The sequence below is a fragment of the Kribbella sp. NPDC058693 genome, assembly GCF_042715335.1.
GTDB lineage: Bacteria > Actinomycetota > Actinomycetes > Propionibacteriales > Kribbellaceae > Kribbella > Kribbella jiaozuonensis.
Genome location: NZ_JBHXSQ010000002.1, coordinates 154,716 through 167,563 on the forward strand (window position 1 = coordinate 154,716; position 12,848 = coordinate 167,563).

13 protein-coding genes are annotated in these 12,848 nt (G+C 68.7%); 6 read left to right on the forward strand and 7 right to left on the reverse strand.

Features of this window, described 5'->3' with window-relative positions:
• Nucleotides 1-60 precede the first annotated feature (60 nt).
• The gene (locus tag ACFWUU_RS10470) at nucleotides 61-672 is read left to right on the forward strand and encodes a maleylpyruvate isomerase family mycothiol-dependent enzyme (protein ID WP_380174528.1); all 612 of its coding nucleotides are present in this window, start codon (nucleotides 61-63) and stop codon (nucleotides 670-672) included.
• On the opposite strand, the gene ACFWUU_RS10475 is transcribed toward ACFWUU_RS10470, so the two are convergent.
• Genes ACFWUU_RS10475 through ACFWUU_RS10495 form a run of 5 tightly spaced genes read right to left on the reverse strand, consistent with a single transcriptional unit; the run spans nucleotide 639 to nucleotide 5,564 of the window.
• Nucleotides 639-1,037, reverse strand: coding sequence for a nuclear transport factor 2 family protein (locus ACFWUU_RS10475; protein ID WP_380174530.1), 399 nt, complete (start codon nucleotides 1,035-1,037; stop codon nucleotides 639-641). The genes ACFWUU_RS10470 and ACFWUU_RS10475 overlap by 34 nt on opposite strands.
• A complete protein-coding gene (locus ACFWUU_RS10480) occupies nucleotides 1,038-1,598 on the reverse strand; it encodes a dihydrofolate reductase family protein (RefSeq protein ID WP_380174532.1) in 561 nt (186 codons plus the stop codon).
• On the reverse strand, nucleotides 1,595-2,794 hold the full coding sequence (locus tag ACFWUU_RS10485) for an FAD-binding oxidoreductase (RefSeq protein WP_380174534.1): 1,200 nt from the start codon (nucleotides 2,792-2,794) through the stop codon (nucleotides 1,595-1,597). Before ACFWUU_RS10485 ends, ACFWUU_RS10480 begins: the two co-directional genes overlap by 4 nt.
• Nucleotides 2,775-3,620 (reverse strand): helix-turn-helix domain-containing protein, encoded by an 846-nt coding sequence (locus ACFWUU_RS10490; protein ID WP_380174536.1) that lies wholly within the window; start codon nucleotides 3,618-3,620, stop codon nucleotides 2,775-2,777. The genes ACFWUU_RS10485 and ACFWUU_RS10490 overlap by 20 nt, the downstream gene beginning before the upstream one ends.
• A 3-nt stretch (nucleotides 3,621-3,623) precedes the next feature.
• On the reverse strand, nucleotides 3,624-5,564 hold the full coding sequence (locus ACFWUU_RS10495; RefSeq protein WP_380174538.1) for a potassium transporter Kup: 1,941 nt from the start codon (nucleotides 5,562-5,564) through the stop codon (nucleotides 3,624-3,626).
• A gap of 75 nt (nucleotides 5,565-5,639) precedes the next feature.
• Between ACFWUU_RS10495 and ACFWUU_RS10500 the strand changes: the two genes are divergently transcribed.
• Entirely contained in the window at nucleotides 5,640-6,899 is a 1,260-nt protein-coding gene (locus tag ACFWUU_RS10500; RefSeq protein ID WP_380174540.1) for an MFS transporter, read from the forward strand.
• On the forward strand, nucleotides 6,896-7,432 hold the full coding sequence (gene cpt / locus ACFWUU_RS10505; protein ID WP_380174542.1) for a chloramphenicol phosphotransferase CPT: 537 nt from the start codon (nucleotides 6,896-6,898) through the stop codon (nucleotides 7,430-7,432). Before ACFWUU_RS10500 ends, cpt begins: the two co-directional genes overlap by 4 nt.
• Here the strand turns inward: cpt and ACFWUU_RS10510 are convergent.
• A complete protein-coding gene (locus ACFWUU_RS10510; protein WP_380174544.1) occupies nucleotides 7,417-8,022 on the reverse strand; it encodes a TetR/AcrR family transcriptional regulator in 606 nt (201 codons plus the stop codon). The two genes, cpt and ACFWUU_RS10510, sit on opposite strands and share 16 nt — an antisense overlap.
• A gap of 62 nt (nucleotides 8,023-8,084) precedes the next feature.
• On the opposite strand from ACFWUU_RS10510, the gene ACFWUU_RS10515 reads away from it, so the two are divergent.
• The gene (locus ACFWUU_RS10515; RefSeq protein WP_380174546.1) at nucleotides 8,085-9,095 is read left to right on the forward strand and encodes a hypothetical protein; all 1,011 of its coding nucleotides are present in this window, start codon (nucleotides 8,085-8,087) and stop codon (nucleotides 9,093-9,095) included.
• Between the two features lie 25 nt (nucleotides 9,096-9,120).
• Nucleotides 9,121-9,717 carry a TetR/AcrR family transcriptional regulator gene (locus ACFWUU_RS10520; protein WP_380174549.1) on the forward strand — a complete coding sequence of 199 codons (597 nt, stop codon included), beginning with the start codon at nucleotides 9,121-9,123 and terminating at the stop codon, nucleotides 9,715-9,717.
• On the opposite strand, the gene ACFWUU_RS10525 is transcribed toward ACFWUU_RS10520, so the two are convergent.
• Nucleotides 9,687-10,784: an aldo/keto reductase gene (locus ACFWUU_RS10525; RefSeq protein ID WP_380174551.1), complete on the reverse strand. Its 1,098-nt coding sequence runs from the start codon at nucleotides 10,782-10,784 to the stop codon at nucleotides 9,687-9,689. The two genes, ACFWUU_RS10520 and ACFWUU_RS10525, sit on opposite strands and share 31 nt — an antisense overlap.
• A 79-nt stretch (nucleotides 10,785-10,863) precedes the next feature.
• On the opposite strand from ACFWUU_RS10525, the gene ACFWUU_RS10530 reads away from it, so the two are divergent.
• Nucleotides 10,864-12,846 carry a GMC family oxidoreductase N-terminal domain-containing protein gene (locus tag ACFWUU_RS10530; RefSeq protein WP_380174553.1) on the forward strand — a complete coding sequence of 661 codons (1,983 nt, stop codon included), beginning with the start codon at nucleotides 10,864-10,866 and terminating at the stop codon, nucleotides 12,844-12,846.
• The last annotated feature ends 2 nt before the right edge of the window (nucleotides 12,847-12,848 follow it).

The following is a 12,848-nucleotide window of genomic DNA, read 5'->3' on the forward strand; positions in this document are numbered from 1 at the left end:
GTCTCACCAGAACACCCCACCGCTGCAAGAACCCGCGCCGTCGTCGGCTACGTTCCACTCATGGCTCGGGTTGATGAGTGGATCGACGAGGGTACGGCGAAGTGCCGCGAGGCACTGGTTGACCTGGACGCGCCATCGGCGCTGCCAGGTTGGAAACGGCGGCACGTGGCAGCCCATCTGTCGCTCAATGCCGAGGCCCTGGGCAACCTCGTCCACTGGGCCCGCACCGGCGAAGAACGCCCGATGTACCCGTCCGCAGAGGCCCGCAACGCCGACATAGAATCCGCCGCCCTCCGCCCCGAGCACGAACTACGCTCCTGGTACGACGAGTCCGCCGCCCGGCTCGCGGATGCCATGTCGGCCCTCACGCCCGACCAATGGCAGGCATCTGTCCGCACCGCCCAAGGCGCAACCATCCCCGCTACCCGAATCCCCTGGATGCGCTCCCGCGAAGTCCTCATCCACGCCGTAGACCTCTCCACCGGCCTGACCTTCGCCGACCTCCCGACGGACTTCCTCGAAGCCCTCTGCAAAGACATCCGCACCCAACGCCCCGACGTCCCCGACGTCAACGGCCCCCTCCCCGACCTAGCCGCCTACCTAGCCGGCCGCCCCTACACAAACATCACCTCAAACGGTCACCCCGCCGCCCCACTCCCACCCTGGCTCTGATCGGTGAGTGAAGCCCGGTACTCGGGGGCTGGGAAGGGGTCGGCGAAGTACTGGGTTTCGTGGGTGACCTTGTTGTTGGTGAATTCCATGATGGAGACGGAGTGGGTTGGTGCGCCGTCGTAGGTGATGGTGCACTCGGTGATCCAGAGGTCGTCGGTGCCGAGGATGCGGCGGACGGTGAAGTGGCGGTCGGCGGGGTGGGTGTTGCGTTGGGCGGCGATGGTGGAGCGGCCGCGGAAGCGTTCGCCGGATTGGGGGTACTCGAGTACGGCGTCGTCCGCGTAGATCGCGTGTTCTGCGTCGATGTCGCCGCTCTCGGATGCGCGCCAGTGGGCTTCGATGGCTGACTTCTTCGAGAGTGTCATCTACTTCAGGACCTTGTAGTGGAGGTGGGTTACGTCGCGGGTGGGGAGTTGGCGGACTTGTTCTAGTTCGACGAGGTTGGCGGGGAGGTTGTCGAAGAGGCGGCGGCCTTGGCCCAGGAGGACTGGGACGACGTGGAGTTCCAGTTCGTCCAGTTCGCCGGCGGCGAGGAGGGACTGGGCGGCGCCGGCTCCGTGGACCAGGACGTTGCGGTCGCCGGCGGCGGCGCGGGCTTGGGCGGCGCACTCGCCGACGTCGGTGACGAAGCGAGCGCTTCCGGGTGGTACGTCGTTGTCGTCGACGTGGTGGGTGAGGATGAAGATCGGTACGCCGTCGTGGTGGTCGCCGCCCCACCGGCCCGCGTGTTCGAAGGTGCGGCGGCCGGCGATGACGGCGCCGGTTGCCTGGGCTTCGCCGTACACCTGGCCGCTCGGTCCGTCGGAGTTGCGGTCGTCGAGCCAGTTGAAGAGCCGGAACCCGCTCCGGCCCATCGGCTCTTCCATGCTGTCGTCCGGTCCGACGACGTACCCGTCGACGGACATGGTCATGTAGAGCACGATCATCTGATGCCTCCGAAGATGTGGTCTGGATCGTATGCCTGCTTGATGGCGAGCAGGCGCTCGTAGTTGGGGCCGTGGTACGCGATGGGGTCGGTGAGGTCGCGGTCGGGGAAGTTGGGGTAGAGGCGGCCGGAGGCGTGTGGGTGGGCGATGGACCAGGAGCGTCGTACTGCGGTTTGGTCGGTGCCCGTGTGTTCGAGGAGGAAACGTTCGCCGCGGTGGGCGAAGGCGGTGGCGTCGGCGGGGACGCGGTTGCAGGCGCCGCCCATCGGGGTGAAGCTCAGCTCACAGCCGGCGGCTAGTAGTTGGGCGATGGTGTCGCGGGGGAGCGGGGAGCTGAAGAACTCGGACTTGCTGTGGATGACGCTGTCGCCCGGGGTGTCTTCGTCGGAGAAGCTGCGTTTGAGGTCGGGCCAGGTGAGGCCGTCGCGGAGTTCGACCTCGCCGGTGAGGGGGCCGGGGTCGAAGGGTGCGAGGGTTGCGCCGAAGACGCGCACCTCGTCGGCGGTCACGGCGAGGCTGGCGGTGATGGTGTCCGGAGCGTCGGGGGCCCAGGTCTGCCACGCGGCGATCACGTCGGCGGCGTGGGTGCGGGGCCAGGTGATGGTGAAGCGGGTGGCGGTCGGGGATGGTACGGCGGCGAACCCGAGCGCCGTGACTACGCCGAACTGACCACCTCCGGCACCACGGAGTGCCCAGAACAGATCCGGCTCACGCTCCTGCGAGCACTCCACAACTCGACCATCCGCGAGCACAACCGTCGCCCCGACGAGCCGATCGCAGGTCAACCCGTACCGCCGCCCCAGCAGGCCAAGTCCGCCGCCAAGCGTCAACCCAGCGATCCCGACCGTGGGTCCACATCCCGCCGGAATCGTCAGCCCGTGCTCATGCAGCCCGCGATACACGGCCGCCAGCCGAACCCCAGCACCGATCGTTGCCTGGTGATCCGCAACTGACACCGAGTTCATTCCCGACAGCTCCAGCAGGAGGCCGGTGGTTGAGGAGTGGCCTGCGAAGCAGTGGCCTCCGCCTCGGAGGGCGAAGGGGAGGGCGTGGGTGCGGGCGTAGGCGAGGGCCTCGGCTACATCTGCAGGGGAGGTGCAGCGGGCGATGAGGGCCGGGCGGATGGCGCGGTAGTGCGGGAGGGCGGGACGACGGAGTACGTCGTACTGCGGGTGGTCAGGTGCGATCAGCTCCATGGGCCGACGGTAGACGGCGGCGGGATGTCTGGGCTTGAAGGAAACGGTCGTACCAGCCGGCGAGGAACGGGCGGTACGACGCGGAGTGGTCGTGGCCGCAGTCGCAGCGATCGGCCTTGTCCCCGAGAAGCTCCCGTGGAGTCACCCCCGTCAACCGCACACACTCCCGGGTCAGATGCGCATGATCCGCATACCCGGTCTCGGCAGCGAGATCCGCGAGCCCGTTACCGTAGCCGGCCTGGGCAAGCGCCAGATATCCCTGGAACCGCAACGTCCGCTGCAAGGTCTTCGGCCCGACGCCGGTCGCCGACAGACACCGGCGTCGCAGCTGGCTCTCCGACAACGCGAGATCGTCGGCCAACGACGCGATCCCGGTCGGATCCCACGGCATCAGCCGGCGCACCAGCTCCGCGACCAGCGGATCTGGCCGCAGCCGCTGACGAGCCAGATACCGCTGCACCTCGAGCAACGCGACCTCCGGATCAGCCGAAGCCACGACCGACCCGATCTCTTCCGCAACCGGCCTCCACAGATCAACCGCACAATCAACCAGCTCATCAGCCGGTACGCCGAGCAGCGCCGTGCCCGCGCCCGGCATGAACCGCACCCCGACGATCGTCGTCCGCGGCGCGATCACCTGCACCTGAGCGTGCGTCAACGGCCCGATCAACCGCGGCACACCACCCACCGGGCAGTGCAGCTCGACCCCACCTGTCGGCAGGTCACGCTGCACATACGCGACAGATCCCGTCCGCTGGATCCAGACCGTACGAACGAGCCCCGACAGCTGCGGCAGCGGGTGGCTCTCGTCGTACGACTGGTCCATGCGCTACAACTCGATATGCGATCCGATGATGACGGTCCGGTCGCGCGGGAGACCGAAGTACTCGGCGGCGTCCGCGGTGATGTGGGACGTGGCGAGGAACAGTTGTTTGCGCCAGCCCGCCATCGTCGGTGCGTCGCCCCGGCGGAGCTCGATCTTCGACAGGAAGTAGGACGCGTGCTCGAGATCGATCGGGCCCTCGGTGGCGTCCGGGTCCAGCAGGGCCAGAGCGCTCGGGACGTCCGACGACTCCATGTACCCGAACTTGATCGTGACGTGGGTGATCCCGTCGTCGCCGTACCCGAGATCGTTGACCATCACCCGCTGGTCCTCGGGGACGCGCGGCACCTCCGCGGTCTCGATCGCCACGATCACCACGTGCTCGTGGCGCACCTGGTTGTGCTCGACGTTCGCCCGCAGCGCGAGCGGGGTGCTGACGCCGCCGCGGTTCAGGAAGATCGCCGTACCGGGCACTGTGCGGATCGGCATGTCGCCGGAGCCGAGCTGGTTGATGAACTCCTGCAGCGAACCCTCGGCCCGCTCCCGCTCGGCCGTGACGACCTGGCGGCCGCGTTGCCACGTCGTCATGATCGTGAACGCGGTGAGCGCGATCAGCAGCGGCAGCCAGGCGCCGTGGATGAGCTTGGTCAGGTTGGCCCCGACGAACAGCAGGTCCACCGAGAGCAGCAACGCTGCGCCGACGCCGATCAGCCACCACGAGATGTTCCAGCGGTAGCGGGCGACGTAGAAGAACAGCGTCGTGGTGATCGTGATCGTGCCGGTGACCGCCATACCGAACGCGTAGGCCAGCGCGGCCGAACTGCGGAACGCGAAGACCAGCGTCAGCACCGACACCAGCAGCAGCCAGTTGATCCACGGCACGTAGATCTGACCCACCGTGGTCGCCGACGTGTGCGCGACCCGCAGTCGCGGCAGGTAGCCGAGTTTCGCGGCCTGCGAGGCGACGGAGTACGCGCCGGTGATCACGGCCTGCGACGCGATCACGGTGGCCGCGGTCGCGAGGAGTACGAGCGGTAGCCGGCCCCAGTCCGGGATCAGCAGGAAGAACGGCCCGCTGATATTGGACTGGTCCTTGAGGATCAGCGCGCCCTGGCCCAGGTAGCTCAGCACACACGCGGGCAGTACGAGGAACAGCCAGCCGCGGGTGATCGCCTTCCGGCCGAAGTGCCCCATATCGGCGTACAGCGCCTCGGCTCCGGTGACCGACAGCACGATCGCGGCCAGCGCGAAGAACGCGATGTGGAAGTGCCCGGCGAGGAAGCTGATCGCGTACGTCGGCGACAGCGCCTTCAGGATCTCCGGATGTCCGGCGATCCCGCTGATCCCGCACGCGCCGATGGCGGCGAACCAGAGGATCATGATCGGCCCGAACACCCGGCCGACCGCCTCGGTCCCGCGCCGCTGGACCATGAACAGCACGATGATGATCACCGCGGTGATCGGTACGACGTACTCGCCGAGGGAGGGCTCGACGAGTTTCAGGCCTTCGACCGCGGAGAGTACCGAGATGGCTGGCGTGATCATGCTGTCGCCGAAGAACAGCGACGCTCCGAACAGCCCGAGCCCGGCCAGTACGACGGCGCCCTTGCGTTCCGGGTGCCGACGGGCCCAGCCGCGCAGGATCGTGATCAGCGCCATCAGGCCGCCCTCGCCGTCGTTGTCGGCGCGCAGCGCGAGCAGGATGTACGTGACGGTGACGATGATCATCACCGACCAGAAGATCAGCGAGACCACACCGAACACGTTCGCGTCGCTGACCGGCACCGGGTGCGGGTCCTCGGGGTTGAACACGGTCTGGATCGTGTAGATCGGACTGGTCCCGATATCACCGAACACCACACCGAGTGCCCCGATGACCACCGCGAGTTTGACGGTGTCGTGGACATTCCGCTCATGGGTCGTGGCGCCGTCCTGCTGAATCGTCACGGCCCGGACGATACCCGCCCCAGGAGCTACCGGGGTGCATGTCGAGACAGTTAGAGCGACTCCGACGTACCTCACATGACACAGGAGATGACGCCGGAGCGGGTACTGCGGACCTACGTGACGCTGGTCGTGGTCTCGACAGGTGCCTCGTCGATGATCTGGGGCATCAACACGCTGTTCCTGCTCGACGCGGGACTGAGCATCGGCAAGGCCTTCGCCGCCAACGCGTTCTTCACCGCCGGCATGGTGCTGTTCGAGGTCCCGACCGGTGTGGTCGCGGACACGGTCGGCCGGCGTACGTCATACCTCCTGGGGACAGCCACCCTGTTCGGATCCACGCTGCTCTACCTGCTGCTGTGGCGGGCGCACGCGCCGTTCGTGCTGTGGGCGGTGGTGTCGGTGCTGCTCGGGCTCGGGTTCACGTTCTTCAGCGGCGCGACCGAGGCCTGGCTGGTGGACGGGCTGCACGCGACCGGGTACCGCGGGACGCTCGACGCGGCGTTCGCGAAGGGGCAGGTGGCGAGCGGGATCGCGATGATGGGCGGCTCGATCGGCGGCGGGTTCCTGGCCCAGGTGACGAATCTCGGTGCGCCGTACGTCGTCCGTGCGTTGTTGCTCGGGGCCACCTTCGTGGTGGCGTGGCGGGCGATGCGCGACCTCGGGTTCACGCCGAAGCCGCGGGTCTCGGTGCGCGGCGAGATGGGCGGGATCGTCCGGGCGTCGCTGCGGCACGGGCTGCTGAATCCGCCGGTGCGGTGGGTGATGCTGGCTGGTCCGTTCACCGCGGGTGTGAGCGTGTACGGGTTCTACGCTGCGCAGCCGTACCTGCTGCAGCTGTACGGACACGCCGATTCGTACTGGATCGCGGGTCTGTCGGCCGGGATCGTGGCCGGTGCGCAGATCGCCGGCGGCGCGTCGGCGTCGTACGTCGCACGCATCTTCCGGGACCGGATCCTCATCCTGATCGGGGCGATCGCCATCTCCGCGGCCGTGGTCGCGTTGATCGGTCTGGTGACGTCGTTCTGGGCCGCGCTCGTTCTGTTGATGGTGTGGGGCACGATGTTCGCCGCGATGACGCCGGTGCGACAGGCGTACCTGAACAGCCACATCCCGTCGGAGCAGCGCGCGACCGTGCTGTCGTTCGACAACCTGCTCGGCTCGGCCGGTGGCGTCGTGATCCAGCCGGGGCTCGGCCGGTCCGCGGATCTGTGGGGCTACGGCCAGACGTATCTGCTGGCGGCGGGTCTCCAGGTGCTCGCGCTTCCGTTCCTCGGGTTGGCCCGCCGTAAAACCGTCGAGCTGACGCCCGACAAGCCTCTAGCCTTGCAGGCGTGACGGCTCGATTGATCATCCTGAACGGCGGATCCAGCTCCGGGAAGACCGCGCTCGTGCGGGCTCTGCAGGAGGTGCTGGACGAGCCGTGGCTCGGGTTCAGCGTGGACGACTTCGTCGACGCGCTACCGGCCAAGCTGGAGGGTTCGCCGGACGGGATCGTGATCGGATCCGATGGCGAGGTGTCGGTCGGACCGGTGTTCCGCGCGTTGGAGGCGGGCTGGACCGCCGGGATCGTCGCGATGTGCCGGGCCGGCGGCCGCGTGCTCATGGACGACGTATTCCTCGGCGGCCCGTCCTCGCAGCAGCGCTGGCGGAACGCGATCGGCGACCTCGAGACGCTCTGGGTCGGCGTCCACTGCGACCCTGCGATCTCAGCTCAGAGGGAGGCTGCGCGCGGTGACCGGCCGACCGGCATGGCCGAGGGGCAGGCTTTGATCGTCCATGAAGGCATCACGTACGACGTGGAGGTCGACACCTCGCACGCCACGTCGATCGAGTGCGCGCGGACGATCGCGGACTACGTGAAGGCCTGATCGACGACGGCGAGCGCGCTGATGATCCGCTCGCGGTGTTCCGCGGCCACGACAGCGGGGTCGTCGCCGGCGAAGATCCGGCGTACGGACTCCAGATGGACGACGCGGTAGGCGGCGACCGTGAGCGCGGCGGTCAGCTGAGGATCGGGTACGCCGGTGCGCTCCATCGCGCCCGCGATCGCCTGCTCGATCTGCTGCAGTAACTCACGGGCGCGGTTCTGCAGCGCCCGGGACTCGGCGACGACCTCCCAGAAGCGGCGGAACCTGCCGCGGATCGTGGACAACGGGTTCCCCTCGTCGGCCAGCGCGACCAGCAGATCGGACAGCGCCTTGACCGCGGACGTGCCGGCCGGGCGGTCGTTGATCGCGGCAACGACCAGGGCCTCCGCCTCGGGGTAACGGTCGAAGAGCAGATCCTCCTTGCGGGCGAAATGCGCGAACACCGTCGGCCGCGCGACATCCGCCGCCTCGGCGACCTCGGACACCGACACCGCGTCGAAGCCGCGCTCGAGGAAGAGCGCGGTCGCGACCTCCGAGATCCGGGTCCGGAGCTCGGCCTTCTTCCGCTCCCGGCGGCCCTGTTGGTTCACGGGTTAACCATACCGGATAAAAAGATGTACCGAGTATGAGTTCAGTTGCTAAGCTGGAGGTCATGCGATCAATCGGGGTGAACTACGACACCGGCCTGCAGTACGAAGGCCGCAGTACGCGCGACCGTTTCGATGCCGACGCGGTGCGCCACGAGATGGCGGTGATCGCCGACGAGCTGCACGCTCCCGCGGTGCGGGTGGTCGGCACGGAGCTCGACCGGCTGGTGGTGGCAGGCGAGGCGGCGCTGGCGGCCGGGCTGGAGCTGTGGTTCTCGCCGATGCCGATGAACCTCGAGCCGGCCGAGTTCATCGCGTTCCTCACCGACTGCGCCGTGCAGGCCGAGGTACTGCGGCAGTCCGCGCGCGGCGACGTCGTGCTCGTGCTCGGGTGCGAGCTGTCCGTGTTCTGCAAGGGTTTCGTGCCGGGTGACACGTCAGGGGAGCGGCTCGCGCTGATGGGCGACCCGGCGACCTGGACCGACCCGGCCAAGTTGATGGAGCTGCAGGCCGGGCTCGAGCGCTGGGGTTCGGTGCAGGAGGAGCTGGCGAACGCCGCGAGGGGTGCGTTCGGCGGCCGGATCACGTACGCCGCCGGCCTGTGGGAGGACGTGAACTGGGAGCTGTTCGACATCGTCAGCGTCGACGCGTATCGGGACGCGGCGAATGCGGCGACCTTCGCCGACGAGCTGGCGGCGCGGTCGAAGTGGGGCAAGCCGGTGATCGCCACCGAGTTCGGCTGCTGCGCGTATCGCGGTGCGGCCGAGCGGGGCGGGAGCGGCTGGATGATCGTGGACCGCAGCGTCACCCCGCCGGTCATCAACGGTTCGTACGAGCGGGACGAGGAGGAACAAGTGGAGTATCTGTTCGAGCTCGTCGAGGAATTCGACCGGATCGAACTGGCAGCGGCGTTCTGGTTCAGTTTCGCGGGCTTCGAGCTGCCGCACCGCGAGAACGATCCACAGCACGATCTCGACCTCTCGTCGTACGGGCTGGTGGCGGTCGGGGACGACGGGCAGTGGCGGCCGAAGAAGGTGTTCGGCAAGCTCGCGGAGCTGAACGCCGGCCGGAGCTGATGGACCGGCGGGTACATTTGACCGCGTGCTGACAGCGAAGGGTGCGGCGACCCGGGACCGGATCGTGGCGGCGGCCGCCGCCGAGATCCGCGAGCGCGGGATCAGTGCGGTGAAGCTGGACGACATCGGCCGGCGCAGCCGGACCGGGAAGAGCCAGCTGTTCCACTACTTCCCCGACGGCAAGGAGCAGTTGCTGCTCGCCGTCGCCGAGCGCGAGGCCGAGCAGGTGCTCGAGGACCAGGAGCCACACCTCGGGCAGCTGACCAGCTGGGACGCGTGGGCCGAGTGGCGTGATGCCGTCGTGGAGAAGTACCGGCGGCAGGGCGTGCACTGCCCGCTCGGCGTACTGATCACCGAGATCGGACGGCACACCCCGGCCGCGCAGGCGGTGACGGGTCAGCTGCTCGCGCAATGGCAGCAGCGGCTCGAGAGCGGTATCGAAGAGATGCAGGCCGCGGGCGAGATCCGTGCCGACGTAGATCCCGCCCGCGCCGCGGCCGCGCTGATCGCCGCGATCCAAGGTGGCGTGGCGATCCTGATGTCGTCAGGCTCGTCGACCCATCTGGAGTACGCGCTCGACCTCTGCCTGGACTACCTCCAGTTGAGCACCGGCGGGCGGTAGCCGACCGGCTTGTCGGCTACCTTCGCCCCGGCGTTGACCAGCCAGCCCTGGTACTCGGGCGTGAACATCCGGTACACCGACTCCGGCGGTACGGCGCTGGCGTCGTCGAGAGCGGCCCGCACTTCGCTCGGCAACTCGAAGCTCAGCGCCTCGATGCTCGACTCGAGCTGCTCCGGCCGGCTCGCCCCGACAATCGCCGACGCGATGCCGGGCTGAGTGGCCGCCCAGTTCACCGCGACCTGGGCCAGCGTCATCCCGAGCTTGTCCGCCACGTGTTGGAGCGTCTTCAAGAGGTCCCAGTGCCGGTCTCCCCAGGTCCGCACGGGTGAGCCGTCGCCGGTGAGACGACCCTCACCGGCCACACCTCGAGCATCGTCGCGCTGGTACTTCCCGGTGAGGAAGCCGCTGGCGAGCGGGCTCCACGCGGTGATGCCGAGCCCGAGTTGCTGCGCCATCGGGACGTGTTCGGTCTCGATCGTCCGCTCGGCCAACGAATACGGGAGTTGCAGGCTGACCATCGGGGTCAGCGAGTGCGCGTCGGCCAGCGTCTGCGCGCGAGCGGCGTACCAGGACGGTACGTCGGAGAGTCCGGCGTACCGGATCTTGCCGGCGCGGGCGAGGTCGTCGAGGGTCCGCAGTACCTCGTCGATCGGGGTGATGCGGTCCCAGGTGTGCAGCAGGAACAGGTCGACGTAGTCGGTGCCGAGCCGGCGCAGGGACTCGTCGAGCGCGCGGATCAGATGCTTGCGGCTGTTGCCGCCGGCGTTCGGGTCGCCGGCGTCGACGCTGTTGGTCGCCTTGGTGGTGAGCACCATCCGCTCCCGCACGCCCGCCTCGGCGATCAGCCGGCCGAGGATCCGCTCGCTCTCACCGGCGGTGTAGAAGTCGGCGGTGTCGATGAAGTTGCCGCCGGCATCGATATAGGTACGGAAGATCGCCCGCGCCTCGTCCTCGGTCTTGCCGTACGGCGCGTGGAAGCCCGCCTGTCCGAAGTTCATCGTCCCCAAAGCCAGCCGGCTGACCCGCAGCCCCGACCGCCCGAGCAGGTAATAGTCGTCAAGTGCCATGCCCACAGCGTCGCTCGGCAAGAATGGACCGGCAAGTACAAACCATGCGAACCGGCCGAGTGCGTGAAAGGATTTGCCCGTGGCCCTTTCTGAACAGCAACGGATCGTGCTCGAGCGGCTGGCGGAGCTGGTCGTACCGGCGGATGAGTTTCCGTCCGCGGCGGGCGGAGTGGTCGGGTTCGTCGAGCGGGTGCTGGTGGGGGACCGGCCGGATTGGCTGCCGCGGGTGGAGCGCGGGCTGGCGGTTGCTGAGGCTGCTGGGCTTGAGGGCGCCTTGGCGGACGCCGACGGTGCGTGGCTCGTTCGGCTGGTGGCGCAGGGGTACTACGCGGAGCCGGCGGCGTGGGGGATGGTCGGGTGGCAGACCGGCGACTTCGCGACGGAGCAGACCGAGTTGGCGATCACGCCGCGGTCGGAGTTGGCCGATCGGTACGACGCGATCGTGATCGGCTCGGGCGCCGGCGGGGGAGCGGCGGCGCAGGTGCTGGCGGAGTCGGGGCGGTCGGTGCTCGTGGTGGAGTTGGGTCGCTATCCGTCGACGGAGTCGCTCGCGCGCGATCACCTGCGGAATCCGCGGTCGGTCGCCGGACTGCCCGCGCTGACAGATCCGGATCCGGCAGGGCGGCCTCGGATCTCGGTGGTGGACGGGGTGCGGAGTCATGTGCTGCCGCCCGATGGCGGGTGGGGGAACAACGCGTTCACGGTCGGTGGCGGGACGCGCGTGTACGGCGCGCAGGCGTGGCGGTTCGTGCCGCGGGACTTCCGGATGGCGACGACGTACGGCGTACCGGAAGGCAGCGCGCTCGCCGACTGGCCGATTTCGTACGACGACCTGGAGCCGTACTACTCGTTGGCCGAGCAGCGGTTCGGGGTGAGTGGTGGCGGGGTGGATCCGTGGCACGAGCCGCGGTCGATCCCGTTGCCGATGCCTCCGATGCCGCGGACCGGTCCGGCTGAGCTGTTGTCCGCGGCGGCGGAGCGGTTGGGGTGGGGGATTCTCGACGTACCGCTGCTGATCAACTCGGTCGACTACCAAGGCCGCTCAGGTTGCGTGCGGTGTGGGCAGTGCGTCGGGTTCGCTTGTCCGGTCGACGCGAAGAACGGGACGCACAACACCGCGCTCCCGGCCGCGCTCGCGACCGGCAACTGCACGTTGGTCACCGAGACGACGGCCGAGCGGCTCGTCACCTCAGTCGGCCGGGTCACCGGCGTCGCGCTGGTCGCAAGCGACGGGTACGGCGGGATCTGGCGCCGGACCGTTTCCTGCGACGAGGTCGTCGTCGCCGCGGGTGCATCGGAGACGCCGCGGCTGCTGCTGAACAGCGCGCACGACGGTGAGCCTGATGGGATCGGGAACAACCAGGACCAGATCGGGCGGCATCTGCAGGCGCATGTGTATGCCGGCGCGATCGGGCTGTTCGAGGACGAGGTGGTCGATCTCGTCGGGCCGGGCGCGTCGATCGCGACCTGCGACTTCCGCCACGGGAACGACGGGATCGTCGGCGGCGGGATGCTCGCGAACGAGTTCGTGCCGACGCCGGCGGCGACGTACGACTATCTGACCGGGGCTGGGTTGATCCCGCGGGCCGGGGCGGCGAGCAAGCAGGCGATGCGACATGAGGTACGGCGGATGCTGCGCGTCGTCGGACCGATCCAGGAGGTGTCGTCGGCCGAGTCGCGGGTCCGGGTGGATCCGTCGGTGGTCGACCGGTTCGGCAATCCCGTCGTGGTGACGAGTGGATCGATCCACCCGGAGGACGTCCGTGCGCACGGATTCATGAGCGCGAAGGCCAAGGCGTGGCTGGAGGAGGCCGGCGCGATCCGGACGGCGGTCGGTGGCGTCGGCACGCTGGGCCGGGCAAGCAGCGGACAACATCAGGCCGGCTCGTGCCGCATGGGCACCGACCCAGCTCACTCGGCAACAGACCCCCAAGGCCGCATCTGGGGCCACGACAACCTCTGGATCGCCGACGCTTCCCTCCACGTCACCAACGGAGGCGTCAACCCAGTCCTCACCGTCCTCGCCAACTCCCTGCGGATCGCCGGCCAGATCGTGAAGTGAAG